The sequence below is a fragment of the Microbulbifer sp. GL-2 genome (assembly GCF_007183175.1).
In the GTDB taxonomy this organism is placed as follows: Bacteria; Pseudomonadota; Gammaproteobacteria; order Pseudomonadales; family Cellvibrionaceae; genus Microbulbifer.
On sequence record NZ_AP019807.1, the window covers coordinates 3288912 to 3314515 of the forward strand.

General features: G+C 51.7%; 21 protein-coding genes, 1 tRNA gene and 1 pseudogene. 18 read left to right on the forward strand and 5 right to left on the reverse strand.

What is annotated here, in order from left to right:
- Positions 1-123: 123 nt before the first annotated feature.
- Positions 124-483 carry a hypothetical protein gene (locus tag GL2_RS14425; protein WP_143731310.1) on the reverse strand — a complete coding sequence of 120 codons (360 nt, stop codon included), beginning with the start codon at positions 481-483 and terminating at the stop codon, positions 124-126.
- A 336-nt stretch (positions 484-819) separates the two neighbouring features.
- Here GL2_RS14425 and GL2_RS14430 point away from each other — a divergent pair, with 336 nt between their 5' ends.
- The 4 genes from GL2_RS14430 to GL2_RS14445 all read left to right on the forward strand — a co-directional run bounded on the left by GL2_RS14430 (position 820) and on the right by GL2_RS14445 (position 4902).
- Positions 820-1242, forward strand: coding sequence for an HIT family protein (locus tag GL2_RS14430; RefSeq protein ID WP_143731311.1), 423 nt, complete (start codon positions 820-822; stop codon positions 1240-1242).
- 136 nt (positions 1243-1378) lie between these two features.
- The gene (locus GL2_RS14435) at positions 1379-2182 is read left to right on the forward strand and encodes a GIN domain-containing protein (protein ID WP_143731312.1); all 804 of its coding nucleotides are present in this window, start codon (positions 1379-1381) and stop codon (positions 2180-2182) included.
- Between the two features lie 120 nt (positions 2183-2302).
- Positions 2303-3760 carry a YcjX family protein gene (locus GL2_RS14440; RefSeq protein ID WP_232053629.1) on the forward strand — a complete coding sequence of 486 codons (1458 nt, stop codon included), beginning with the start codon at positions 2303-2305 and terminating at the stop codon, positions 3758-3760.
- Positions 3760-4902, forward strand: coding sequence for a YcjF family protein (locus tag GL2_RS14445; RefSeq protein ID WP_143732908.1), 1143 nt, complete (start codon positions 3760-3762; stop codon positions 4900-4902). Before GL2_RS14440 ends, GL2_RS14445 begins: the two co-directional genes overlap by 1 nt.
- Positions 4903-5003: 101 nt before the next feature.
- Here the strand turns inward: GL2_RS14445 and GL2_RS14450 are convergent, their stop codons facing one another.
- Positions 5004-5504 (reverse strand): hypothetical protein, encoded by a 501-nt coding sequence (locus GL2_RS14450; protein WP_232053630.1) that lies wholly within the window; start codon positions 5502-5504, stop codon positions 5004-5006.
- Between the two features lie 241 nt (positions 5505-5745).
- Here GL2_RS14450 and gorA point away from each other — a divergent pair, with 241 nt between their 5' ends.
- Positions 5746-7104, forward strand: coding sequence for a glutathione-disulfide reductase (gene gorA / locus GL2_RS14455; RefSeq protein WP_143731315.1), 1359 nt, complete (start codon positions 5746-5748; stop codon positions 7102-7104).
- 169 nt (positions 7105-7273) lie between these two features.
- Here gorA and GL2_RS14460 read toward each other — a convergent pair whose 3' ends face one another.
- A complete protein-coding gene (locus GL2_RS14460) occupies positions 7274-7636 on the reverse strand; it encodes an HPF/RaiA family ribosome-associated protein (protein ID WP_143731316.1) in 363 nt (120 codons plus the stop codon).
- Between the two features lie 481 nt (positions 7637-8117).
- On the opposite strand from GL2_RS14460, the gene GL2_RS14465 reads away from it, so the two are divergent.
- Complete coding sequence (locus GL2_RS14465; protein ID WP_143731317.1) at positions 8118-9116, forward strand: hypothetical protein; 999 nt, start codon at positions 8118-8120, stop codon at positions 9114-9116.
- Positions 9117-9148: 32 nt separating this feature from the next.
- Here GL2_RS14465 and thpR read toward each other — a convergent pair whose 3' ends face one another.
- Positions 9149-9745, reverse strand: coding sequence for an RNA 2',3'-cyclic phosphodiesterase (gene thpR, locus GL2_RS14470; protein ID WP_143731318.1), 597 nt, complete (start codon positions 9743-9745; stop codon positions 9149-9151).
- Positions 9746-9890: 145 nt separating this feature from the next.
- On the opposite strand from thpR, the gene GL2_RS14475 reads away from it, so the two are divergent.
- Both GL2_RS14475 and GL2_RS14480 read left to right on the forward strand, forming a co-directional pair.
- Positions 9891-10367 (forward strand): Hsp20 family protein, encoded by a 477-nt coding sequence (locus GL2_RS14475; protein ID WP_143731319.1) that lies wholly within the window; start codon positions 9891-9893, stop codon positions 10365-10367.
- 1 nt (position 10368) lies between these two features.
- Entirely contained in the window at positions 10369-11022 is a 654-nt protein-coding gene (locus GL2_RS14480) for a class I SAM-dependent methyltransferase (RefSeq protein WP_143731320.1), read from the forward strand.
- On the opposite strand, the gene GL2_RS14485 is transcribed toward GL2_RS14480, so the two are convergent.
- Positions 11002-11988 (reverse strand): GlxA family transcriptional regulator, encoded by a 987-nt coding sequence (locus GL2_RS14485; protein ID WP_143731321.1) that lies wholly within the window; start codon positions 11986-11988, stop codon positions 11002-11004. The two genes, GL2_RS14480 and GL2_RS14485, sit on opposite strands and share 21 nt — an antisense overlap.
- Before the next feature lie 138 nt (positions 11989-12126).
- Between GL2_RS14485 and GL2_RS14490 the strand changes: the two genes are divergently transcribed.
- From GL2_RS14490 to GL2_RS14535, 10 genes and pseudogenes are all read left to right on the forward strand, one after another.
- Positions 12127-13983, forward strand: coding sequence for a beta-ketoacyl synthase (locus tag GL2_RS14490; protein ID WP_143731322.1), 1857 nt, complete (start codon positions 12127-12129; stop codon positions 13981-13983).
- A gap of 91 nt (positions 13984-14074) precedes the next feature.
- On the forward strand, positions 14075-14704 hold the full coding sequence (locus GL2_RS14495) for a helix-turn-helix domain-containing protein (protein ID WP_143731323.1): 630 nt from the start codon (positions 14075-14077) through the stop codon (positions 14702-14704).
- Positions 14705-14985: 281 nt separating this feature from the next.
- Positions 14986-17142, forward strand: a complete 2157-nt coding sequence (gene fadB, locus GL2_RS14500) for a fatty acid oxidation complex subunit alpha FadB (RefSeq protein WP_143731324.1) — start codon at positions 14986-14988, stop codon at positions 17140-17142.
- 11 nt (positions 17143-17153) lie between these two features.
- Positions 17154-18329 carry an acetyl-CoA C-acyltransferase FadA gene (fadA, locus tag GL2_RS14505; protein ID WP_143731325.1) on the forward strand — a complete coding sequence of 392 codons (1176 nt, stop codon included), beginning with the start codon at positions 17154-17156 and terminating at the stop codon, positions 18327-18329.
- Positions 18330-18512: 183 nt separating this feature from the next.
- Positions 18513-18597 (forward strand) — tRNA-Leu (locus tag GL2_RS14510).
- 189 nt (positions 18598-18786) lie between these two features.
- Positions 18787-20100 carry a trigger factor gene (tig, locus tag GL2_RS14515; protein ID WP_143731326.1) on the forward strand — a complete coding sequence of 438 codons (1314 nt, stop codon included), beginning with the start codon at positions 18787-18789 and terminating at the stop codon, positions 20098-20100.
- 185 nt (positions 20101-20285) lie between these two features.
- The gene (gene clpP / locus GL2_RS14520; protein WP_143731327.1) at positions 20286-20927 is read left to right on the forward strand and encodes an ATP-dependent Clp endopeptidase proteolytic subunit ClpP; all 642 of its coding nucleotides are present in this window, start codon (positions 20286-20288) and stop codon (positions 20925-20927) included.
- A 163-nt stretch (positions 20928-21090) separates the two neighbouring features.
- Entirely contained in the window at positions 21091-22377 is a 1287-nt protein-coding gene (clpX, locus tag GL2_RS14525; RefSeq protein ID WP_143731328.1) for an ATP-dependent Clp protease ATP-binding subunit ClpX, read from the forward strand.
- Positions 22378-22651: 274 nt separating this feature from the next.
- Positions 22652-25056 (forward strand): annotated as a pseudogene (gene lon, locus GL2_RS14530) (endopeptidase La).
- A 255-nt stretch (positions 25057-25311) separates the two neighbouring features.
- Positions 25312-25584 carry an HU family DNA-binding protein gene (locus GL2_RS14535; protein WP_010132873.1) on the forward strand — a complete coding sequence of 91 codons (273 nt, stop codon included), beginning with the start codon at positions 25312-25314 and terminating at the stop codon, positions 25582-25584.
- Positions 25585-25604: the final 20 nt, after the last annotated feature.

Below are 25604 nucleotides of genomic sequence, written 5' to 3' on the forward strand. Positions count from 1 at the left end.
GATAAAGAAGAGTGAGTGAAGTAGCGCTTACCGCTGCGCTGGAAAACGGAAGGTAAAGGCTGTGAGGCACCAATTGTATTGAGAGGCTGGGCGCGCCGCAACTTGCGCGGAGCGCCCAAAAAATCAACAGGCGATGGAAAGGTCCTGTTCACAGCCACCGTAGAGGCTGCTGGCAGTCTGGACCAGATTTGTACTGAGCTGCCAGGGGAACCCCAGTTCTACCAGGCGCTCCTCAAGGTACTCGAGCAAGGCGTCGAACAAAGCCGGATTCAGGCCGCGCGCAAGGAAGCTTGCTCGACTGCTGCGATCTGGTTCGGGCTGTTCTGAAAGTGCATGGTTGAGAAATTGAGCCTGCCGGCTCTGTTGTTTGCGGTGATCGCAGGTTTCGTAACTAGATAGGTGGCGGCCTATGGCCTCGTAGAATTCACTGACTGTGCGATTTACAAATTTAGCACCACCGACCTGATCTAACAGGCTGTCCATATCTCTCCCCCCGGTGAGCAGTTGGTACTGAAATAAAAATTTCCGCAGAGCCGAAAAATATTGTGGTGACGAAAATGCACAAAGTGCGTTGGCTCTATTACGGTACAACATTAATTGGTGAGCAGCGTAAGACATATACGCCCGTACTGCCAACTTGCTTTAAGGAATTTGTCATTTTGTTCGACAGGTTGTTATTTGCCTTGCTTCTATGTACGCCAAATAAAAATTTGCAATTTGTGTTAGTGTTTTTTGCCGCATGGGACTGTGTTTTTTTCTCTCAATGTTAGACTGCACGATTGAACCAAATACAAAAAAAGCAACTGTATAGGCTAATTTATGGCAAGTATTTTTACTCAAATTATGAATGGGGAATTACCTGGTCACTTTATCTGGCGTGATGATAAAGCGATTGCGATTATGACAATTTCTCCGATCAAACCTGGACACTGTTTAGTAATTCCGGTAGAGGAGATTAATCACTGGGATGAGTTGCCAGCTGATCTCGCGGCGCACTTAATGTTGGTTGCACAAAAAATCGCCAAAGGTCTGAAGGCGACTTATTCGCCAAAACGTGTAGGCGTAATGATCGCAGGCTTGGAAGTGCCCCACACCCACTTACATTTGATTCCTGTCGATGAATTAACGGACTTTGATTTTTCCTTGCAGAAACCTGCCACGTCTGATCAGTTGGCAGTTGAAGCTGAGAAAATCCGTGCAGCGCTGAAGGAGCTGGGTTGCAGCGCAGCCGATTGTGCTTGATGTGAAGTTGCTAAAAAAACCTGTGACTCTTTGGTCTGCTTTCGGTCTCTTGAAAATTTTCAGCAGGCGGTGCATCCAAGCGGGCTTCTCAGGTAGTCTAAGAGAACGTAACAGTGATAATTACGAGAAACCTGTGATGGCAACTTTGAAAAAAGCTTTTTTGGCCCCGATACTCGCCCTGTTGGCTGTTTGCTCGGTCTACAGCGCCTCTGTTCAGGCTGAGAAAATGGAAAGCAAGACTTTCGATGTCAATGGATTTACCCGGGTGTCCCTCAAAGGCAGCTCTCATGTCGAGGTTATCCAGGCGGACCACTTTGCCGTGAATGCAACTGGTCCAGCCGAGGCTATGCCCTATGTCAAGGTGGTAGTAAAAGGCGATACTCTCGAGCTGTCTGTGGAAGACAATACCCAGCGCTGGTTTGGTGTGGTCACTATTACTCGTGACCAGGAGATGCATTTCAAGGTGCATATGCCCAAGGTTGAGGGGCTTCTGGTCACAGGCTCAGGCGACGCCAATGCTGCGAGTATTGAAAGTGAAAGCCTCGATCTTGGGATTAGTGGGTCCGGAACGATTTATGTGAAAAAGGCGGCTGCTGAGTCCTTGAGTGCGTATGTGACGGGCTCTGGCGATCTGTTGGTCGATAAGGCTCTGGCAGTTAATGGTGAAGTCACAATCACAGGCTCCGGTGATTTGCATTTTCGCAGTATTACTGGCGAGAGCCTCTCTGCCGCAATTAAAGGTTCGGGAGATATGACAGTTGGTGGCCGAGTCGCAAATGTCGACATCAACATTATGGGCTCTGGTGACTTTGCCGGACGCAGCCTGCGTGCAGATAGCGCCACTGGTTCGGTAATGGGATCTGGAGATATTGTCCTGAAGCGTCCACAGCGGGATTCTTTCTCGGTTATGGGCTCTGGAGATGTTGCCCTGGTGGATTGACCCTGATTGCCAATCGTCTTTCTGCGCATTGTCTCGCTGGCAGTGCGCTTCCCTTTGCAAGGCCGGCCATGCGCGGTCTTTCTCGCTATTTAGGAAGTTACCTCCCTCATGGAATCCCAGGTGATTGAGCCTCGGCAGCACAGCCCGGAAAGCAGCCCTGATCATGACACTAAGCGCAGTAAGCGTCTCAAGGAAAAACTACGTCGCTGGGGGCGTGGAGCCCAGGAGAAATCCCACTGGGCTGCAGAGCGGCTTCTGGATCGTCGTGTATGTATTGGGGTGACCGGACTCAGTGGCGCCGGTAAGTCGACATTGCTTACAAGTCTGATTTATCAGTTGAGCCACCCGCAAAAGGCCCAGTTGCCGGGGTTTGCGCCGGCGCTCAACGGCGACCTGCTCGGCGCTGAATTGAAGCCGGCTCTCGATTCTGGCCTGCCGATGTTCGACTATCAGAGCTGCCTTGATGCACTGGTGTCTGAGCCACCTCGCTGGCCGCAAAGTACACACGATGTCTCGGCTATGGAATTGCATATCCACTTGCGCAGTCACCGCCGCTTTCGTGGCAAAGCCCATAAGACTCTGGTTGTGGAATTGCGTGATTATCCGGGGGAGTGGTTGATGGATCTGCCGCTATTGCGTATGGATTACCGCGAATGGTGTCGTCATCAGGCACATATTATTGGATCCGATACCAGAGCAGGCCTGGCTCCAGAGCTTGTATCACGTTTGGCGGCTCTGTCTCCCAAAGCCCAAGCCCAAGAGGGTGAAATCGAATCACTTTGGAGGGATTACCGGCAATTCCTCGTTAGCTGCCGGAAGGAGCGCAAGCTTAGCTACCTGCAACCCGGGCGCGCCCTGCTCGATAATGAGGAGTATGGGGTAGTGCCGCTACTCGACTTACGCGAGTTTGGTGCAGAGGAGCTGGCCGCGATGCCGGATAACAGTAACTATCAGGTGTTGCGCCGGCACTACGAAGCTTATGTTGAGCGCCAGGTGATACCTTTTGTGGAGAGCCACTTCCGTCACCTGGACAGGCAATTGGTTCTGGTGGACATGATTGGAACACTGTTTGCCGGTGAGCAGGCTCTGGATGATATGCGCCTGGCCTTCGCCCATATTGCCGATACTTTCCGCTATGGGGAATCCGGCTTGCTAAGCAAACTTTGGCGCCCGAAGGTCAATCGCCTACTGTTTGCTGCGACCAAAGTGGATCAGGTACTCGCTGCAGATCACGATGCTTTGCGCCAGTTACTCGGACAACAGCTTCAGCAGACTTTTAGCGGTGCGCGTCACCGTGGGCTTCCCATTTTCAGCGAGGCAATTGCTGCGGTGCGCTGTTCCCGTGAAGATCAGCGCAATGGCCGGCGTATGCTGGTTGGACACGACTTGCAAGGGCGATATCTGGGATTTGAGAATGCGGAGATATTCTCTCGACTACCGAGTGAGGAAGAAGGATGGGGCCATTATACCGGCGCGGCTCCGCCGCAGTTGCGCCCTCCCCATGGTATGGAGTCCGGCACTATTCCCCATATTCGGGTCGATGCACTATTGAATTTGCTGCTTGGAGATAAAGTGTGATGCAAAGTGACAATAAAGAAACACAGCGGCGAACCACACGTATTGAGTCACTAGACGAGCCAGAAAGGGAAGTGCCGCACAGGGATACGACAAGAGTTGAGGCTCTGAGTGAGGAGCAGGGTGACATTCCCAGGTCGATCACCACAGGGGAGTCCCTGCCGGATCGCATCGCTTTTTCTGAGTTGCGGCTGCCGGTTTTTCGCCTCAAGTGGTTGAAGCCGGCGTTACTTTCGGCGCTGGCGCTGTCTTTTGGAGTGTTGGCTTGGGAATTGCGCCAATTTTACTCCTGGGCGGCAGATAAACACTGGGGACTTGGTGTCTTGGCGGCTGTGGTAATAGCGGTATTCGCAGCTACTATTGTCAGCTCAGTGTGGGAATTTTTTCGCGCCGGGCGTCCGCTGCGAAAGCTCGAGAGAACCCAGGCGATGGCTGCTGCGATGCGAGATTGCCGCAGTCATGAGGAAGCTGATCCATTTCGAAAGCGGTTGCAAGAGCATTTTGCCAATAAGCCACAGGGAGTGTTGCTCAATCGTGTACTAGATGAGGCTCCAGACTACTTTGATAGCAGCGAATTGCTGCAGCACCTTGAGGTTACCTTTCTCGATGCTCTCGACCAGGAAGCATTGCGTCGAGTTGTCCGCCACTCTACAACCACTGGTGCACTAGTGGGGCTGAGTCCATTTGCCAGTATTGATATTCTGGTCGCCTTGCGTCAGTCATTGCGCATGATTGACGATGTGGCACAAATATACGGAGTACGTCCCTCCCTTGTAGTCCGCTGGCGTCTATTCAAAAAGGTTCTTGCTCTGGTGGCTTACAGTGGGGCTAGTGAATATGCAATTAGTGAAATGTGGCCTGAGCTGGTAGGGGACAGTATGCTCAGTACTGTTTCCGCGCGCCTGGGGCAGGGGGTAGGAGCCAGCCTGTTTGTTGCACGTATCGGCCTGGCGACAATGCAAAGTTGCAGGCCCATCCCATTTACTGAGAAGCGCCGCCCGCGATTGGGATCGGTGATGGCTCGTATCGGGCTCGGTCTGAGGGAGAGAATGCCACAGGTTTTCTCCGCTGTGGGATTCGGCGGTAAAGAAGCGAAACCGGCGCGTAAAGAGGATGCTGGATTTTCTCGCTCCAGTAAGAGTTAATCCGTTTTATTTTTGACAACTTGTAGCCCGGCCCACATAGGATGGGCCGGGGTGTGCTGGTTAAAGCTTATCAGGATAAAGGTAGCCGTTTGGTTAACTCCTCACTGAAACTGTTTTTGCATTAGCATGCGAGTATGGTGCTGATCTACTAGCTGGGCTAGGGTCTCATAGCGGCGCTTTACATAGGGGGCAGGGTTGTTATTTCCCGCATCGTCCCGATATTCAACACCAGCGCGGACGTGTTGTAGCTCACGAGTTAACTCATTGATCGCCTTGAAGATGGTCTGGGTATCATCTTCGCTGTGGAAAACATAGGTTTGTGCAGTGTCTGTCAGATAGTCGTTGCACTCATTCAGCCATGCAAGGCGCTGCTCCAGAAAGCGAATAGTATTACGGATGCCACCCTTGTACTCTGGATTGAAGTGCTCGTTGATATACTTGTCAAGGCTGCGCATACCTGAGTCGACAAACTGCTCCACCACGCTATTGCAGTATTTTTCAGTGAGGTAAGACGGGTGTGTATTGGCACTGCTTGGGTTGCTGGCAATTAGTAGGCACAGGAGCCCGGTGGCCCGCAGGAATACTGAGATAGGAGATTTCATGTTCTTGCCCATGCGTTGCTCTTTTTAGTGACGGTTATTCTATCCGCCAAACGCGCTTTGTTGTTTTGTGACTTTGTTCGGCGGGCCATTTTTTGTGACACTCTTCACATGAATATCTAAAGCGTCAAAAAGTGTCAACGATTATTAAGTGAGGAGTGACAGCTTTGTCCTGAATGCGTTTCTAGGTTGTGATTCCCTTTGGCTCTTTGTTGAAAAATTAAGTGAAATATAGAGGTTTGTTTTGGCGGAATATGAGTTTGATCTTTTTGTAATCGGGGCGGGCTCTGGTGGTGTACGTGCAGCACGTATGGCTGCAAGCCAGGGCATGAAAGTTGCAGTGGCGGAAGACCGCTATATGGGGGGGACCTGTGTCAATGTGGGGTGTGTTCCGAAAAAGCTGTTTGTTTACGCTAGCGGTTACAGTGAAAATTTTGATGATGCAAAGGCCTATGGCTGGAAGAACTCCGGTGGGAATTTTGAGTGGCCCACTTTAAGGGATAACAATGCGAAAGAAATTACCAGGCTCAATGGGATCTATCGCAATCTGCTGGATAATTCCGGTGTAACAGTAATTGATGGGCGTGCCAGCATCGCCGACCCTCATGTTGTGGTTGTGAATGGACGTGAGTTTACAGCTGAGCGAATTTTAGTTGCCACTGGTGGCTGGCCATTTGTCCCGGAAATTCCCGGTAGAGAATTTGTGTTGACCTCCAATGAAGTTTTTTCCATGGAGTATTTCCCGAAACGCGTATTAGTTGTTGGTGGGGGTTATATTGCCGTAGAGTTTGCTGGAATTTTTGCTGGCTTGGGAGCGGATACTCACCTTTCCTACCGTCGCGATTTATTTCTGCGTGGATTTGACCGGGATGTCCGCAATTTTGTGCGCGATGAGGTGGTCAAAAAAGGTATTGATTTGAAATTCAATCACCAAGTCAAGGCGATTGAAAAACTGCAAGACGGCAGTCTTCTTGTGCATGATGAAGCTGGTTCCAGCCTGAATGTGGATATGGTTCTCTATGCTACCGGGCGCAAGGCTAACACCTCAGGGTTGGGCTTGGAGCAGCAAGGAGTGGTGCTCCATAAGGACGGCACTATCTCGGTGGATGACAACTTCCGTACAAATGTGCATTCCATCTATGCGCTAGGTGATGTTACTGGTGAGCCCCAACTTACACCTGTGGCACTGGCAGAGGCCATGGCGCTGGTGAAGCACTGGCGCACAGGTAATACTGCGGAAATAGATTACAACAATATTCCCACAGCTGTATTCTGCCAGCCAAATATCGGTACCGTGGGCTTGTCAGAGGAGGAGGCGAGGGATTCAGGTGTCTCGGTTTCTGTTTATAAATCAGAGTTCCGGCCAATGCGCCACACGGTGAGTGGCAATACTGAGCGGACATTGATGAAATTGGTCATCGATGCCGATACGAACAAAGTGATCGGTGTGCATATGGTCGGTGATGATGCCGGCGAAATTATCCAGGGAATGGCAGTAGCCCTGAAAGCTGGTGCAACCAAGAAGACATTTGATGAAACTATCGGGATCCACCCGACTGCAGCAGAAGAGTTTGTCACAATGCGTACACCAGTGGGAGGCTAGGCGGGAAATTTAACTTGGTGTTTGTAGATGTGGCTGTGCTGTGAGTCTCTGCTATCGAGCTGGCGTGCAGGGAGGTTGGATTTATTGAAGTTCCTTCCTGCTCAAGTGGAGTGTGTTACTTATAAAAAGGCAGCGCTTGTGCGCTGCCTTTTTGTTTAATCTCCTCGAATTACTCTTCCGCTTCTGTTTCTACTTCTTCGTAAAGTGCCTGGTGGCGCAAGGCTTTTCTGCGTTCGCTGCGTTCTTTCAAGCAGCGCTCAGCAGAGGCAAATGTGTCGTTGACCGCCCGGTGGATAGATTCGTTTTCACTGCTAATGGTGACTGGATTGCCGCTGATGGCGAGTTCCAGGGAGGCGCGAAATTGTCGGCCTTTACTTTTGTGTTGGTGGGGGGCTTCCAGGACTACACGACTGCGAATGATGTCGCCACAATAACGTTCCAGTTTATGTAACTTTTTGGATACCGTGGTGGCCAGTGTGGCTGATTTGTCGATATCGCGGAACACAATGTTATCGTTAGGCGCTGATTTCATGGGCAAATACCTCCGGTTAAAGGAAACCATGCAGGCCGCTTTTGCGGTTTGCTGAAAGAAGGTAGGGCGCCCTAGAGGGAGGAGTCGTGCCTGCAGTTGGAGCACCGAGCCGCCGGGATCGCAACGAAAGTTTGCTGATAATACAGCTAGGGTGTTTTACGTCCGGGTCGGGTTTCCGCTGAGTCCAGCGATCATCTCCCTGCTATCCATAATGCTTCCGCTAAAAAAAAAATCAAGCGCTATCGCAGCAAAATGTCATATAAATTTTAACGATTCATCATTCAGTTGACTTTGTCTCTAGGGTTTTGGGGGTTTATTGAGCAAGTGAATACGAAATGTGGACGAGAGGTCATTGCTCACGAGCTTTAGCCTGCGTAAAATTAACGGTAGTGCGCAGCAAATTTTGGGACGTTTGAACAAAAATTAGGCTCTGCGCTTTTATCTCACGTGTGGCAAAAAATCGAGAAATGGGTTCTTTACAATGGCAGTAAAGCGGTACTGCTCGCTCTTCCTAGCGGGCTTGGTAGTTTTTGGCGGGGCCGTAGCGCAGGCGCAATCAGCCCTGACGGTGGAAAAGAACCGACTTGCGCGACTGGAGCAGTCTCTCGAGAATAAGCAGGTCCAGCTGGAAGATATTGAGAACGAGCTACTCTCCTATGAGTACAAGCTCGAGCGCGCACAGGAGTCCCTGAGCGGGCTGCGCAAGGAGTTCGAAGAGAGTCGCCTTGAGCTGGAGGAGGCGCGCCGCAGTCACGACTCCAACGCGAATTCGGATACCGAGCGTCGTTTGACCAAGGCCAAGCACGGTTTTGCAATGGCAGAGCGTGGCGTAGATAGCCGGAGCCGCCGTCTCGAGTTTATCCAGGCAAACTACAAAGAGTTGCAGGCAAAACTGGCTGAAGAGCAGCGGTCCATAACCGAGACCAAGGCCAAGATCTCTGCCCAGCAGGATCAGATCAGCCAGCTGGTGGACTCCATGTTGGCCAAGGCGGAGGAGTCCGAGCGTAGAGCTGCTCTGGCCAAAAGCGCTCGACTTGAGAAGCCCAAGCCTCCCAAGCTGAAAACAGCGGCAATAGAAAAACCCAAAAAGCGTGAAACAATATCTCAGCCGAAGCCCGCGCCGGCTGTGGAGCGGGATATCGACCCTGAGCTGCTCGCTTATGTAAAGCGTGAGCAGGAGCGTTTAACGTCTCTGCTTGCCGATCAGGATGGGGATAACAAACAGACCTTCCGCAATCTGGAGTTGCGACCCTCGGGAAGAGAGAGGGTGTCCTTCGAATTCCTTGGTAAGAATCAATATCGGCTGGTAACCACAGTCGAAGCCGGCAGGCAGACGTATAAAATCAACACTTGGAAATTCCGCCGTACAATCCCAGCGGAGGATGATGGTACGCGCTATGTATTTGTCTTTGATGCCCGGCGCCTTTCAAGGCCGCGTCTTGTGATGTATCCGGAGTATGTTTTGAACTCCCTAAAATAAACTTTCCAAAGCCCGCAATCTGCGGGCTTTTTTTACTTGATCTTCCTGGCGCCCGCCAGGGTTGCTTCATAGAGTGGGCGATAAAGGCTGCTTTCCGCTCTAGGAGTGCTTTGGTAGAGGGTGATGTTCCCAAGCCAAAGGGGACAGTCCAAAACTGCGGGGGGAAACCTGAAAAACCCGCTCCTGCAGCGAGCCAGTGTAATATGTGGGCGATAGCTTAGTTTTTCGGGCACCATGCCCAGATTTTCGATTAACCCTTTACAGTCCTCGTGTAGCTTTAATAATTTTGCTTCGCATTCCAGTTCGGCAGCGAGTATTTTTGAGTGACTTTTGGGAAAGAGATTTAGTGAGGTGATGCGCCCTTCAAACCCACCTGTTTCTGTTGCAATTTTTTTTAGTCCCAGCTGAATAAATGGTATTTTTTCGTTAATTGTTTCGCCAAGAAATATCAGTGTAAGGTGCCGGTTTAGTCGGTTGGTCCAGCGTATTCCGGCTGATGGGCGAGGAAGTAATATATCCTTGTATTGTGCGCATAAGTTATCAAGGAGTATCTGTAATTCAGTCTGTGGGCGAATTCCAACAAACAAACGCGAAGAGCCTCTGCTGGCCATTCCCAGCTCTTTTGTCATCTTTTTTCTCCTTTTGCCCTTGAATTACTATTTGTTACCCATATTTTTAAAGTATGGGAGGCAGCTTTCTAAAGTGTTTCCCGTGAAAATGCTCGGGCCTAGTGGCGAGTGAAACTTAATATTGCTCTGAATTGAGGATATAACAATGCGTAATTTTGATTTTTCCCCTTTGTATCGCTCTGCGATCGGTTTTGACCGTATGGCCAGCCTGCTGGATGCTATGACTACCAGCGAGCAAAAACAGCCTACCTACCCACCATATGATATAGAGCTGACTGGTGAGGATAGTTATAGGATTACTATGGCTGTTGCGGGTTTTGAGCAATCAGAATTGGATATTCAGGTTGAGCAAAATCGCTTGACTGTAGCAGGTAAAAAACCGGATGAGTCTCCTGGGGGAAACTTCCTGCACCGAGGTATAGCTGCAAGAAATTTTGAGCGGCGCTTCCAGCTTGCGGATCATGTTAAAGTGACCGATGCAAAACTCGCCAATGGATTGCTTCATATAGAATTGGTGAGAGAAATTCCTGAGGCAATGAAGCCGCGCAAGATTGAAATCAGTGAAGGTAATTTGCTACAGCATGCTGAGGGAACGAAAAAGTCAGATACGGTAGCGGCCTGATTTGACTTATGAATGTCCACTGTGCCGCCATACGGCGGTACAGTTTTACTATCGCGATAAATTCCGCAGTTATCACCAATGTGATCGCTGCGCGATGATATTTGTTCCGAGTGAATACCACCTTACCCCCGATGAAGAGCATGCCTATTACGACCTGCATGAAAACTCCATGGAGGATGAGGGCTATCATCGTTTTCTCAGTCGTTGTGCTGCCCCGTTACTGGATGCGTTGTCACCGGCAAGTGATGGCCTGGATTTTGGTTGTGGCCCGGCCCCGCTTCTCGCCAAAATTTTGGCCGGAGATGGCCACAGGGTTGAACTATATGATCGTTACTATATTCCCACCACCGACGCCCTAAAAAAATCGTATGATTTTATCGTTGCGACAGAGGTGATCGAGCACCTCGCAGCGCCAGGAGAGGAATTGGCGTGCTTGTGGCAAAGGTTGCGCCGTGGTGGGATGTTGGCGTTAATGACGAAGCTGGTTATCTCTACAGACCGTTTTGCCAGCTGGCACTATATTCGCGATCCTACCCATATCTGTTTTTTTAGTGTGCAGACTTTTCATTGGCTGGCCCAGCAACTGGGCGCCGAACTGCAATTTGCCGACAGTGATGTAATTTTCCTGCGTAAATCAGGTATTTACCCGGAATAACTTTGCTCGCACAGTGGTGCGGTATTCGCTGGGTGTTGTGGCCAGGAATTTTTTGAAAAGCGCGGTAAAGTGACCCATATCCTGATAGCCAACTTTCTCTGCAATTTCGTTGACTGACAGGTTACTGGATTGTAAAAGCTCGCGAGCCATGTCCACCCGTACATTTTGCAGGTACTGCAGGGGGGTCTGCCCTGTAGCCAGCTTGAAGCGTCGGTTAAATGAGCGCACGCTCATATCAAACATCTGTGCAACTTCACTCAGGCGCACCTCGGTGTTGCAATGCTCCTTCAGCCAAGCCTGGGCCTGAACAATATCTTCATCTGGATGTAGATGTACAGCGCCCTCAGAATAGGCAATTTCCTCAAATGGCCTGCGAATTTCGTGGGAGAAATTGCGTTCCACATGGCTTGCGACTGCAGGTCCGTATAGCTGGCGAATCATATGTACGGTAACATCGGCGAGAGCGTTGACGCTTGCTGCACAAAAGAGCTTATCCGCCTGGGTAATAAAATACTGCTGTTTAAGCTTAACTTTTGGGTAATCGGTACTGAACTGGTCAAAATAGTGCCAGTGAGTCGTGGCCGGCTTGCCATCGAGCAGTCCTGCCTCCGCCAGAAAACAAACACCGGTGCCTACTGCATTGATTGCGGCTCCAGCCTCCGCCTGAACCCTGAGCCAGTCCAGTAGCGCCCCGCTACGCTTAAGTGCGGGGCGCGGGTTGCGCCATAGAGCGGGAATGTAGACAAGGTCACTGTTCGGGACCTCACTTAGGGCGACATCGGGCTGGAAAGAAAAGCCGCAGCGGGTATTGACTGGACGCCCATCCAGGCTGGCAGTAATCAGGCGCAGGGATTCTTTTTTTCCCTCTACCCGGGCGCGGCTTTCAGCGCCACGCAGCATCTCAAGTGGAAGTACTGTGCCGGTTGCCAGCATTTGATCAATCAGGAGAAAGGTAACCGTTCGCATTGCATACCCAAGCGCACTTGCGCCATTGGCCAAAACACTCAATTTTGCTGGCCAGTATGCCCATAACTGGGCGGAATCGCCACCCCCTACACTCCCCAACTCGAAAATTAAGTGTTTAGTGCTTGGCTGGAGATCAGGATGCAGCGCCTTCCCGTAATCACCGCGTTTGGTGGTTTTAACCCCGCAGGACGTAGTTCCTTTCATCGGGGCTATTCCCGTTTGGTGCTGGATAAGCTCGGCCAGAGAGAGCGGGCCGACACCCTGTCCGATCTCGCCGCGCTGATGGGACTTCGTGCCGGGGCAGACGCAGAGGGTCCCCTGGGTGCGGAACTCGAGCGACAGGTGTTGAATGGGACCCTGGTGCGTGAACTTGAGACGCGCTTTTATGACTACCGCAAATGCCATTTTCACCAAGCTGCAAATCTGAACAATGCCAATGGCATTACTTTCGAGATATCGACGCGGCAATTACCCCATCCCCAGCCGGCAGATTGGCAAGTGGAGGCTATTGGTAGTGGCAAAGTGCGAGTGACGGCTCCGAGTTTGTCGGTGATGTTGGATAGCTACCGGGAAATTCCAGTAGGTGCCGCCGGGCAGTTGCCAACCGGCTTTGAGCCAGGAGACCATTACAATTCACGCTTCCACCCCCGAGGTCTGCAGCTGGCCGTACTGGGCGCTTCTGACGCAGTGCGATCCATGGGTATTGATTGGGAAGCTGTAGTTGCAGCTGCGGGACCCGGTAATATTTCTGTTTACGCTTCCTCGGCAATGAGCCAGTTGGACCACTTTGGCAATGGTGGGCTGATGCAGTCCCGGCTGCGAGGCTCGCGGGTGAGCTCCAAGCAGTTGGCGCTAGGCTTGAACAGCATGCCTGCGGATTTTGTTAATGCCTATGTTCTGGATAATGTGGGATCGACCGGTGCGGTCACGGGAGCTTGCGCGAGCTATTTGTACAATCTGCGCGCTGGGGTTGAAGATATTCGCAGCGGTCGTGCCCGTGTTGCCATCGTAGGGGCCGCCGAGGCTCCGTTGGTGCCGGAAGTTGTGGATGGTTATTCCACAATGGGGGCTTTGGCGACTATCGAAAATCTGCGCAAACTCTACCCTGGTGAGGTGGATTTTCGTCGCACCAGCCGCCCCTTTGGAGAGAACTGTGGGTTTACCTTGGGCGAAGGTACCCAGTGGGCAATTTTGATGGATGATGCGCTGGCATTGGAACTTGGTGCAAATATCCACGGCTCCGTTGCCGGAGTGTATATCAATGCCGATGGTAATAAGAAGTCAATCTCCGCACCCGGTCCGGGTAACTACCTGACTATGGCCAGAGCCATGGCGGAAGCCAGTTCAATTGTCGGTGAAGAGGGCTTGCGCAGGCGTAGCTTTGTTCAGGCTCACGGTTCCAGCACACCGCAAAATCGTGTGACCGAATCAGCGATTCTCGATCGATTAGCGGGAGCCTTTGGTATTGAAAATTGGCCTGTTTGCGCTGTTAAAGCCTATGTGGGCCACACTGTTGCCGCGGCTAGCGGGGATCAGCTGGTCACGGCCCTGGGTATTTTTGATAAGGGGATATTGCCGGGTATAGTGACAACTGAGCGGGTTGCCGATGACGTTCATCAGGCGAATCTGGACTTTTCCCTTGAGCATGTCGAGAGAGATCCGAGCTCCCTGGACCTCGCCCTTCTGAACTCAAAAGGTTTTGGTGGTAATAACGCCACTGCCGCAGTGCTCTCTCCGGGCCTGACCCGAAATATGATTGAGAAGCGTCACGGGAAAAAAGCCGTGGCGACTTACCGCAAGAACAATGAGGCCGTTGTTGAGCAGGCCCAGGCTTATGATGTCCGGGCAAGTCGGGGAGAGCTGGATACCATCTACCGATTTGGGGAGGGCTTGATTGATGAAGGCGACATTGACCTCTCTACTGAAGAGGTGGTTCTTCCAGGGCTTTCACCAGTTTCTCTGCCCAAAAATAACCCCTATAGCGATATGGTGTAGAGTGGGCGGATGGAGATTGCCCCTGTGAGTCACCATAGCTACGCAAAGTGGCCAAGTCGGGGCTTAATGCTTTTATTTGACAGGAAATGCAATGGCAGACATGGATGTGTGCAGTGAGTCTGGGGAAATCAATGATGTGGGTGCGCGCCTGAAGATAGTGCGCAAAATCTATGGTATTTCCCAGCGTGAGATGGCGCGACGGGCAGGGGTTACCAATGCGACAATTTCCTTCATTGAGCAGGGGCGAGTGAGTCCTTCAGTTGGGTCGCTCAATAAAATATTGGGAAGTGTCCCAATGTCTCTAGCTGAGTTTTTCTCTCTCGAGCTTGGCAAACCCGATCAGATTTTCTTCCGTGCAAGTGAAATGCCTGATATTGGCGGTGGGGCAGTGCGCTGCCAGTTGCTCGGCGGCTTTCATGGCCGGCGCAGTATGTCTATCCTGCGAAAAGTATTCCCTGTCGGGCAGGACTCTGGGCCGGACTTGGCGGCTGCCAATGGTGAGGTTGGGGGAATAATTGTGGCCGGTGAGCTGGAAGTTACCGTGGGTTCTGACCTGGCCCTGCTGGGCGTCGGAGATGGCTTCTACTTCAGTGGTAAGCGGCCGCATCGGTTCAGGAATCCCGGTAGTTGTGACTGTATAGTTGTCCATGCAGCGACCCCGGCACAAATCCCTACCGGTATTTTGTCTGCTGAGCTAGAAGTCGAGGCCAACAAAGAGTAAATCGCGCCAGGCGGCTGAAAAGACGAATCAATCCGCGATAGACTAGCTCCGGTTCCAATACCCGGCCACCGCTTCAAAAGGTTGGTCGTTTTCTGTACTCGAACGCCGTTGGCGCCATTCCATTTGTAAGAAATAGTATTCAAACAATCGTTTGAATCTGGCTATACTACGGCTGACCAGATTGGGCACAAGCGTCTCCGCGCCATGCGGACGGCCCATGGTTGCACAAAAATTCCGACCCCGGGTCCAGGATTGCGGCCCAGAATAAAAGAGGTCAATCAATGTTATTTAGTGGCAAAGCGCTCACGGTACAGATGCTGGATAACGGCATCGCCGAGCTTAAATTCGACCTGCAAGGCGAATCCGTCAACAAGTTTAACCGTCAGACGGTTTCCGAATTCTCTCAAGCGCTGGATGCTATTGAAGCAGCAGACGGCGTAAAAGGCGTATTGCTTACCAGTGGTAAGAGTGTCTTTATTGTCGGTGCCGATATCACCGAATTTGGTGGTGCCTTCTCTGCGGGCGCAGAAGGTGTTGCTGATTTGATGAATCAGAACAATGAAAATATCAACCGCTTGGAAGATCTACCAGTACCGACTGCAGTTGCTATCAATGGTTATGCATTGGGTGGTGGCTTTGAAGTCTGCCTGGGTTGTGACTTCCGTGTAATGGGTGAGCAGGCCAAAGTTGGCTTGCCTGAAGTCAAGCTCGGCTTGATTCCGGGTTGGGGCGGTACAGTGCGTCTGCCCAGGGTTGTGGGTGTTGATGTGGCTGCTGAGTGGATCGCAGCAGGCAAAGAGCAAAAGCCGGCTGCAGCACTGGAAGTTCACGCTGTAGATACTGTAGTCCCGACCGACAAGCTCAAAGATGTGGCGCTCAAGCTGCTTGAGCGCGCGATCAGCGGGGAGCTGGACTATAAAGCCAGCCGTGAGGCCAAGAAGTCTCCAATTCCCTTGAATGACACCGAAGCGTTGATGGCCTTCTTCACCACTAAGGCATTTGTTGGTCAGCAGGCAGGCAAGAATTATCCATCCCCGGTTGCTGCGGTAGAGTCTATAGAGCAGGGTTACAAGCTGACTCGCGACGAGGCCCTGAAAGTTGAGCAGGAGAAATTTATCTTCTGTGCCCAGACTGACACTGCCAAGTCGCTGGTAGGCCTTTTCCTTGCTGATCAGGCTATTGGCAAAGTTGCCAAAGGCTGGGAAAAGAAAGCCGATAAACCTATCGAGCGCGCTGCGGTTCTCGGTGCTGGCATTATGGGTGGTGGTATCGCCTACCAGTCTGCCTACAAAGGCACTCCGATCAAGATGAAGGATATCGATCAAAAGGGTATCGATCTCGGTCTGAATGAAGCGAACAAGCTGCTGTCCAAACTGGTTGATCGCAAGCGCCTTACACCGGTTAAAATGGGTGAGGTGCTCAATCGCATCGAGCCAACCCTGAGCTATGACGGGTTCGAGGATATCGATGTTGTTGTAGAGGCGGTTGTCGAAAATCCGAAAGTAAAACACGCCGTGCTGAAAGAAGTGGAAACCAAGGTAAGCAATGACACTGTAATCGCTTCCAATACCTCCACCATTTCTATCAATCACCTGGCTGAGCCTCTCTCGCGCCCAGAAAACTTCCTGGGAATGCACTTCTTTAATCCGGTGCACAAAATGCCGCTGGTGGAAGTGATTCGCGGTGAGAAGACCTCTGATTCTGCTGTTGCACGTGTAGTTGCCTACGCGAACAAGATGGGTAAAAAAGCCATCGTTGTGCGTGATTGCCCCGGGTTCCTGGTAAACCGGGTACTCTTCCCTTACTTTGCCGGTTTCTCCATGTTGGTGCGCGATGGTGCTGACTTCCAGGCTATCGATAAGGTTATGGAGCGCTGGGGTTGGCCTATGGGCCCCGCCTACTTAATGGATGTTGTCGGTATTGATACTGGCGTTCACGCTGAGAGCGTAATGGCTGAGGGTTTTCCTGAGCGCATGGGTAAAAACTTCACCGCTGCTTCCGACGTTATGTACGAGGCGGGCCGTTATGGCCAGAAGAATGACAAGGGCTTTTACAACTACGAACAGGACAAAAAAGGCCGCCCGAAAAAAGTGGCTACCGAAGAGTCCTATGAGCTGCTCAAACCACATGTCGCAGAGCGTCGTGAATTTGAAAAAGACGAAGTTATTGAGCGCATGATGGTGCCTATGGCGACCGAGCTGGCTCGCTGCCTGGAAGAGGGTATTGTCGACTCCCCTGCTGAAGCTGATATGGCTCTGATCTATGGCATCGGATTCCCTCCGTTCCGCGGTGGCATTTTCGCTTGGCTGGATAGTATCGGTCTGGAAGAGTTCGTAAAAATTGCCGATAAGTATGCTGATCTGGGTGAGCTGTACAAGCCGACCGATCGCATGCGTGAAATGGCCGCAAGTGGCAAAACCTACTACGGCAACAAGTGAGGAGAATAGCGATGAGTTTAAATCCTAGAGATGCCGTAATCGTCGACTACGCACGTACGGCAATGGGTCGCTCGAAAAATGGCGTATATCGCCATGTTCGCGCCGACGATATGTCCGCAGAGCTGCTGAGAAAATTCCTGCAACGCAACGAAAAGTTGGATCCCGCTGAGATCGATGACCTGATTTGGGGTTGTGTAATGCAGCGCGATGAGCAGGGCTTCAATGTTGCCCGCTTTATCCTGTTACGTGCTGGTCTGCCACACACTATTCCAGCACAAACGGTTAATCGCCTGTGTGGCTCCTCGATGTCCTCCTTGCACACTGCTGCCGCGAATATCCAGGCTGGTGTAGGTGATGTGTATGTTGTAGGTGGTGTCGAGCACATGGGTCACCTGAATATGATGGAGCACGTTAGTCCCAATCCTATGTTGGGGCGTTATATGGCTAAGGCTGCAGGTTCCATGGGCATGACTGCTGAGTATCTGGCAATGATGCACGGTATCCAGCGCCAGCAGATGGATGAGTTTGGTGCGCGATCTCACCATCGAGCCGCAGAGGCTACCAGGGCGGGTAAGTTCAATCGCGAAATAATCGCTATTGAGGGCCACGATGATGACGGCGTACCGTTTCTGGTGGAAGCGGACCAGACTATTCGTCCGGACACCACAGTGGAAGGCCTGTCCCAGTTGAAGCCGGCTTTCGACCCCAAGCACGGCCAGGTAACTGCTGGAACCTCCTCGCAAATCACCGACGGCGCCTCTGTAATGCTGGTAATGTCGGCTGAGCGCGCTCAGGCTCTGGGTATGACCCCGATTGCCCGGGTGAAAGAAATGACCCTGGCCGGAGTTGATCCCTCCATCATGGGTTATGGCCCTGTACCTTCCACCAAGAAGGCACTTAAGAAGGCGGGCCTGACTATCAGTGATATTGACAAAGTTGAGCTGAATGAGGCGTTTGCAGCTCAGGCATTGCCAGTGCTGAAGGATCTCGATCTGCTCGAGCAGATGGATGAGAAGGTCAACCTATACGGCGGCGCTATCGCCCTGGGGCACCCCTTCGGCTGCTCCGGCGTGCGTATTACGGGCACTCTCCTGAGCGTAATGCAAAATGAGGGTGGCAGCCTGGGTGCATCCACCATGTGTATCGGGCTCGGTCAGGGTATCACCACGATCGTAGAACGGGTATAAAGCTCCCCCGGCTGTTAAAAAGGCGCCCAAGTGGCGCCTTTTTTAATTTTGTGAGATTTCTGTTCGGCAAGATGTTGAAGCCTTTAAAATGCTGTGGCACAATCTGCACCCCTTGTCGCAATGGGCTCTTGTTTTGAGCTGAAACCTTTTACATTTCAAAGGGTTAGCGGCAAAGAAGGTTTTGGGGACGTGGTGAAATTGGTAGACACGCCAGATTTAGGTTCTGGTGCCGAAAGGTGTGGGAGTTCGAGTCTCCCCGTCCCCACCAAATTAAAAACTTTGGAGTCCGCATGACTTACCCTGGAGGGGTGAGTGCGGGCTCCTTGTATTTGGCGCTGGCCGGTAATTGCTTTGCAGTTTAAGTGGCTATGCCATACGAGGCAGCCGGTAATTTCCTGGTGCCCGGTATTCGTTGGCGCTGCGGCGCGATAAAAGAGATAGTCTCACGAGGATAAACATGCAGGTTTCCATCGAAACTACTTCCGGTCTGGAGCGTCGTTTAACGGTTAATTTGCCGGCGGAAATCGTCGATAAAGAAGTGGACAAGCGTCTCCAGCAGGCCGCCAAAACTGTTCGCGTAAATGGCTTCCGTAAGGGTAAGGTGCCCTTGAAAGTTGTGCGTCAGCGCTTTGGTGCCGGTGTCCGTCAGGAAGTGCTCGGCGAGGTTATGAGTCGCTCTTTTTCCGACGCAGTTCAGAAAGAAGAGTTGAAGCCTGCGGGTCAGCCCAGCATTGAAGCTAGGCAGACAGCTGCTGGCGAAAACCTGGAATACGTTGCCACTTTTGAAGTCTATCCTGAGGTGGAGCTGTCTGAACTGGCAGAAATCAGCGTAGAGCGCCCGGTTGCCGCGGTAACGGATGCTGATGTTAATAACATGATTGACGTGTTGCGCAAGCAGCAGTCCTCCTGGAAAGACACCAAGCGCAAAGCGCAAAAGGGTGACCGTGTTGTTATCGATTTCATAGGCCGCAAAGACGGCGAAGAGTTTGAGGGTGGTAAAGCAGAAGGCCACCAGCTGGTACTCGGTTCTGGCCAAATGATTCCCGGTTTTGAGGATGGCATTCTGGGTATGAAGCCCGGTGAGGAAAAAGACCTGGATCTGACCTTCCCGGAAGACTATCAAGCTGAAGAGCTGCGTGGTGCTGCGGTAACTTTCAATATTAAAGTAACTGCCTCTGAAAAACCTGAGCTGCCTGAACTGAACGAAGAGTTCTTCATAGCTTATGGTGTTCAAGAGGGCGGTGAAGAGAAGTTCCGCGAGGAAGTTCGCAACAATATGGAGCGTGAACTGAAAAATGCCGCTCTGAATAAAGTTAAGACCCAGGTGATGGACCAGTTGTTTGAAAAGCATCCGGTTGAATTGCCGTCCGCACTGGTTGCCGGCGAAGTCCGCACTCTGCGCGGTCAAATGGTTCAACAGTTCGGCGGTCAGATTAAAGCTGAAGATGCCGAGCGAATGCTGCCAGATACCATGTTTGAAGAGCAGGCCAAGCGTCGTGTAGTGTTGGGTCTTGTTGTGGGTGAGATTGTTAAGCAGAATAACCTGTCTGTAGATGCAGACCGCGTAAAAGCGAAGGTTGAAGAGCTGGCATCCACTTATCAGCAGCCGGAAGAAGTGGTTGAATATTACTATAACAACCGTGAACTATTGTCCGGTGTTGAGTCTGTGGTACTGGAAGATCAGGTTGTCGATTTCGTACTGAACGCTGCGAAAGTTGAAGAGGTGGAAAGCACCTACGACGACGTAATCAAGCCGCAGAAGCAGGGCTGATACCCTCTCTCTCAAGAATGCGCTGGCGCCTGACTTTGTCGGGCGTCGCAGCATCTCCTTCCTTTTTGCCGGCTGGCTTTATCTGGCCCGACCGGTTAAGCTCTGAAAACGAATTTTTCAGCATGGGCGATAGTCGCCTATTTGCTGTGCTGCCGAAAACGCCACAAAAGGAAGCAATGGTACCTATGGCACGAATTGATTATCCCCAAGCCTCGATCGATCCTTCAGCAAGCGGTTTGGTACCCATGGTGGTGGAGCAAACTGCCCGGGGTGAGCGTTCATTTGATATCTATTCCCGCCTGCTCAAAGAGCGGATTATTTTCCTGGTTGGACCAGTTGAAGACCATATGGCTAACTTGGTCGTTGCTCAGCTGCTGTTCCTGGAGGCTGAGAACCCCGATAAGGATATCCACCTGTATATCAACTCTCCGGGAGGCTCTGTGACTGCTGGCATGTCAATTTATGACACCATGCAGTTTATCAAGCCTGATGTAAGCACCATGTGTATCGGTCAGGCGTGTAGCATGGGTGCCTTCCTGCTAACCGCAGGTGCTCAAGGTAAACGCTTTGCCACACCAAATTCTCGGGTGATGATCCACCAGCCCAGTGGTGGAGCTCAGGGGCAGGCAAGTGATATCCATATCCAGGCGCAGGAGATCCTGAAGATCCGCCATCGGCTCAATGAACTGATGGCTCATCACTCCGGCCGCCCGGTCAGTGATATTGAGCGGGATACTGAGCGAGACCACTTTTTAAGTGCCGATGAGGCCAAGGAGTATGGTTTGGTGGACGATGTTATGTCCCATCGCCAGGCACTGCAAAAATAGAATTTCAACGAAAAAAATTTGCTAGTGGCGTTTTCCTAATAAAGTGGATAATTTTGAGCAGACTTCCTTGAAAGGGGGCTTGAAAATTACGCCAAAAGACAGCATCTTGCTGTAATAGCTGAATTTGAAGGCCCTGGCCGGCCAGTGACCACGGAGTATTTTGATGACCGACAAAAGCAGCGGAGAAGACAGCGGCAAATTGCTGTACTGCTCTTTCTGTGGCAAGAGCCAGCAGGAAGTGCGGAAGTTAATCGCTGGACCGTCAGTCTTTATCTGCGATGAATGTGTCGAACTTTGTACCGACATTATTCGCGAAGAGGTCCAGGAGAGTGCGGAGGGTCCGGAGGGGCGCCTGCCCACGCCGCGTGAAATTACCGAGATTCTCGACCAGTACGTTATTGGTCAAGAGGGGGCCAAGCGCGTTCTGGCGGTTGCCGTATATAACCATTACAAGCGCCTGCGCAGTAAATCCGGTGTGAAAAGCAAGGATGAGGTAGAGCTGAGTAAATCCAACATCCTGTTGGTTGGCCCTACCGGCAGCGGTAAGACCCTGCTTGCAGAAACCCTTGCGCGATTACTCAATGTGCCTTTCACCATTGCTGATGCCACCACGCTGACTGAGGCGGGATATGTGGGTGAGGATGTTGAGAACATCATCCAGAAATTGTTGCAGAAGTGTGACTACGACGTCGAGAAGGCGCAGCAGGGTATTGTCTATATCGATGAGATCGACAAAATCTCCCGCAAATCAGACAACCCATCGATCACCCGTGATGTTTCTGGTGAGGGTGTGCAGCAGGCATTGCTGAAGTTGATTGAAGGTACAGTAGCTTCTGTGCCCCCGCAGGGCGGCCGCAAGCATCCCCAGCAAGAATTTTTGCAGGTGGATACTTCCAATATCCTGTTTATTTGTGGCGGCGCATTTGCCGGTCTCGACAAAGTGATCCGCGATCGTTCCGAGAAGGGTGGGATAGGCTTTAGTGCTGAGGTAAAGTCAAAAGACGGGGCCAGTAATTTTGGCGAGATCCTCAGGGATCTGGAGCCTGAAGATTTGGTTCGTTACGGCCTGATCCCCGAGTTTGTCGGGCGCTTGCCGGTCACCGCAACTCTCGAAGAGCTGGATCGCGAGGCCCTGGTGCAGATCCTAACGGAGCCACGCAATGCCCTGACCAAACAGTACGGTAAGCTGTTTGAGATGGAGGATGTGGAGCTGGACTTCCGTCCAGATGCCCTGGACGCTGTAGCTACCAAGGCGATGGAGCGTAAAACCGGCGCCCGTGGATTGCGTTCAATAATGGAGTCAGTTCTGTTGGAGACCATGTACGATATCCCGTCCACTGACAATGTGGTTAAAGTGGTTATCGATGAAGCGGTCATCAAAGGCGAGTCAGCCCCACTGCTTGTCTATGAGAGTGAGGCGCAGCCTCAGAAAGCGGCTCCTGAAGAGTAGCGCTTAACGACGAAAAAGCCCCAGTCAGGGGCTTTTTTTATAACTTCTGCTTATCAGAAAGACGATTTATTTACCTTTTAAGGTTCCCTATGCAAGGGCGGCTTATTGGTATTCAGTTGAGTTCGGCACAAATTGGTCGCGAGATTAGACTTGTATTCCGGGCTCCCCCCCCCATCTCTAGCAACTGAAGGGCGGTGGCCCAAATTGAGCTGTCATTTTCTACAGCAGCATGATGCCGCGCCAAATACCCAGTGATAGGGCCGAGAGGAGTTCTATGGATCAGTCATCCGACACCAAGCTTGAATATCCGTTGTTGCCATTGCGCGATGTTGTTGTTTACCCCCACATGGTGATCCCGCTGTTTGTCGGCAGGGAAAAATCCATTGAGGCCCTGGAAGAGGCCATGCGCAGGGATAAGCAAGTTTTACTCGTTGCTCAGAAAAAGGCATCGGAAGATGATCCTGGTGCTGAGGACATCTATCGCGTGGGCACGATTGCCAGTGTTTTGCAGCTGCTCAAGCTCCCTGACGGCACAGTTAAAGTGCTAGTAGAGGGGGGGAGAGAGTGAACATCCGCGATGTAATGGAGCGTGAAAACCACTTCGAGGCCACCGTGGAGCCCATGGAGACCTTGGAACTGCCAGAGTCCGAGGCTGAGGCCCTGGTGCGTTCTGTTATGACTCAGTTTGAGCAGTATGTCTCTGTGAGCAAAAAGGTGCCCAATGAGGTAATTACCTCTCTTTCGGGCATCGACGAGCCGGGACGCCTGGCGGATACTATTTCTGCTCATATGTCCCTCGAGTTGGCACAGAAACAGGAGCTCCTGGAAACCTCCAGTGTGAAAGAGCGCCTCGAGCATCTGCTAGGCCTTATGGATTCGGAGATTGACCTGATACAGGTGGAGAAGCGCATTCGTGGCCGCGTGAAAAAGCAGATGGAGAAGAGCCAGCGCGAGTATTACCTGAATGAGCAGATGAAGGCGATTCAGAAGGAGTTGGGCGAAATAACCGAAGAGCCCAATGAAATTGAAGAGCTGGAAAATAAAATTGCAGACTCCGGCATGAGTGCAGAAGCGGAAAAGAAAACCCGCGCTGAACTTGCCAAGTTGAAGATGATGTCACCGATGTCGGCAGAGGCATCGGTTCTGCGCAGCTATATCGATTGGATGTTGAGCCTACCCTGGAAAAAAGCCAGTCGGGTAAGGCATGATCTCAAGAAAGCTGAAGAGATTCTCGAGAAAGAACATTACGGTCTGGAAGAGGTCAAGGAGCGGATTCTCGAGTACTTGGCCGTGCAAAAGCGCGTCAAAAAAGTTAAAGGGCCGATCCTTTGCCTGGTCGGACCTCCCGGGGTTGGTAAGACCTCACTCGGGCAGTCGATTGCGCGCGCCACAAATCGCCAGTACGTGCGCATGGCCCTCGGTGGGGTGCGCGATGAAGCGGAAATTCGCGGCCACCGTCGAACTTATATTGGCTCCTTGCCGGGCAAACTGATCCAGAAAATTTCTAAAGTCGGTGTTAAAAATCCGCTGTTCCTGCTCGACGAGGTCGACAAAATGGGGATGGATCAACGCGGGGATCCTGCTTCTGCCCTGCTTGAGGTGCTGGACCCGGAACAGAACAAGACATTCAACGATCACTATCTAGAAGTGGATTACGACCTTTCAGATGTGATGTTCGTATGCACTTCCAACTCGATGAATATTCCCGGCCCATTATTGGATCGTATGGAAGTAATCCGTATTCCCGGTTACACCGAGGACGAAAAGCTCAATATTGCCCAGCGCTACCTAGTACCCAAGCAGCGTAAGGCCAATGGTATGAAAGATAATGAGCTGGACCTGTCCGATGATGCGATACGCGACATAGTACGCTACTACACCCGTGAAGCCGGTGTGCGTGGATTGGATCGCGAGATTGCCAAGATTTGCCGCAAAATCGTAACTGAGCATGTGCGCAACCCGTCAGATGAAAAGGCAGTGGTCAAGCCCGATCAGCTCGAAGAGCTGCTGGGTGTACGCAAGTTCGACTTTGGTCGAGCCGAGGAAGAGGACAAAATCGGGATTGTTACCGGGCTTGCCTGGACTGAGGTTGGCGGTGAATTGCTCAATATTGAAGCCTCCGCTGTACCCGGCAAAGGTCGCATGATTAAGACCGGTTCTCTCGGTGATGTGATGCAGGAGTCAATCCAGGCCGCCTTGACCGTGGTGCGCTCACGCTCTCAAGCTCTGGGGATAGGCCCTGACTTTCACGAGACGCGGGATATTCATATTCACGTGCCTGAAGGCGCGACCCCGAAGGATGGTCCCTCCGCTGGTATTGCCATGTGCACCGCTCTGGTTTCCGTGCTGACCAATATCCCGGTGCGCTCGGATGTGGCGATGACCGGTGAAATTACCCTGCGTGGAGAAGTTCTGCGAATTGGTGGTCTTAAGGAAAAGTTATTGGCGGCGCATCGCGGCGGTATCAAAACTGTACTGATTCCTGCGGATAACGAGAGGGACCTGAAAGATATCCCTGATAATATTCTTCAGGATCTGGTGGTGAAACCGGTCAAATGGATCGATCAGGTGCTGGAGTTGGCGCTTGAGCACAAGCCTGAATCCCTATCGGATGAGGAATATTCCGCCCTGCAAAAACAGGCGGAAGAGCGCTCACAAAGATCTATCCAGACCCATTAACCTGTTGTGGGGTGGCTTTTGTCACCCCGTAACAATTTGCAAGACCAAAACATAACCACTCTGTTGATTTTTGCTGCTTGAGTTTTGTCCAACTAGCCGGAAACCCGCATGGTTCCTTGACCCGCTACCGGGCAGTTGGTATAAAACGGGGCTTATTGCCCGGCGCCTAAATTGCCGGTGGTTAAAAAGTTACAACTATGGATGCCTAGCCTGAGGGCGTCCTGAACATATTTAAAAAGAACAGAGGGATTAAGCGTGAATAAGTCCGAATTGATTGAAGCAATTGCCGCATCTGCAGATATTCCGAAAGCAGCAGCTGGCCGTGCTTTGGACGCAATGGTTGATAGCATTACTGATGCGCTTAAAAAAGGCGATCAGGTTGCCTTGGTAGGTTTTGGTACTTTTGCAGTGAAAGAGCGCGCAGCCCGCACAGGCCGCAACCCTCGCACTGGCGACCCCATTGAAATCGCCGCGGCAAAAATTCCTAACTTCAAGGCCGGTAAAGCCCTGAAAGACGCCGTAAATTAAGTTTTTCGGTGAACTTCGAG

Excerpts from the sequence above, each read along its gene's own strand:
- fadB (WP_143731324.1), top strand. The coding sequence starts at position 14,986 with ATGTTATTTAGTGGCAAAGCGCTCACGGTACAGATGCTGGATAACGGC.
- fadA (WP_143731325.1), top strand. The coding sequence starts at position 17,154 with ATGAGTTTAAATCCTAGAGATGCCGTAATCGTCGACTACGCACGTACG.
- GL2_RS14435 (WP_143731312.1), top strand. The coding sequence starts at position 1,379 with ATGGCAACTTTGAAAAAAGCTTTTTTGGCCCCGATACTCGCCCTGTTG.
- GL2_RS14495 (WP_143731323.1), top strand. The coding sequence starts at position 14,075 with ATGGCAGACATGGATGTGTGCAGTGAGTCTGGGGAAATCAATGATGTG.
- clpP (WP_143731327.1), top strand. The coding sequence starts at position 20,286 with ATGGCACGAATTGATTATCCCCAAGCCTCGATCGATCCTTCAGCAAGC.
- thpR (WP_143731318.1), bottom strand. The coding sequence starts at position 9,745 with ATGACAAAAGAGCTGGGAATGGCCAGCAGAGGCTCTTCGCGTTTGTTT.
- tig (WP_143731326.1), top strand. The coding sequence starts at position 18,787 with ATGCAGGTTTCCATCGAAACTACTTCCGGTCTGGAGCGTCGTTTAACG.
- GL2_RS14430 (WP_143731311.1), top strand. The coding sequence starts at position 820 with ATGGCAAGTATTTTTACTCAAATTATGAATGGGGAATTACCTGGTCAC.
- GL2_RS14475 (WP_143731319.1), top strand. The coding sequence starts at position 9,891 with ATGCGTAATTTTGATTTTTCCCCTTTGTATCGCTCTGCGATCGGTTTT.
- GL2_RS14465 (WP_143731317.1), top strand. The coding sequence starts at position 8,118 with ATGGCAGTAAAGCGGTACTGCTCGCTCTTCCTAGCGGGCTTGGTAGTT.
- GL2_RS14490 (WP_143731322.1), top strand. The coding sequence starts at position 12,127 with ATGCAGCGCCTTCCCGTAATCACCGCGTTTGGTGGTTTTAACCCCGCA.
- clpX (WP_143731328.1), top strand. The coding sequence starts at position 21,091 with ATGACCGACAAAAGCAGCGGAGAAGACAGCGGCAAATTGCTGTACTGC.
- GL2_RS14425 (WP_143731310.1), bottom strand. The coding sequence starts at position 483 with ATGGACAGCCTGTTAGATCAGGTCGGTGGTGCTAAATTTGTAAATCGC.
- GL2_RS14460 (WP_143731316.1), bottom strand. The coding sequence starts at position 7,636 with ATGAAATCAGCGCCTAACGATAACATTGTGTTCCGCGATATCGACAAA.
- GL2_RS14485 (WP_143731321.1), bottom strand. The coding sequence starts at position 11,988 with ATGCGAACGGTTACCTTTCTCCTGATTGATCAAATGCTGGCAACCGGC.
- GL2_RS14450 (WP_232053630.1), bottom strand. The coding sequence starts at position 5,504 with ATGAAATCTCCTATCTCAGTATTCCTGCGGGCCACCGGGCTCCTGTGC.
- GL2_RS14445 (WP_143732908.1), top strand. The coding sequence starts at position 3,760 with ATGCAAAGTGACAATAAAGAAACACAGCGGCGAACCACACGTATTGAG.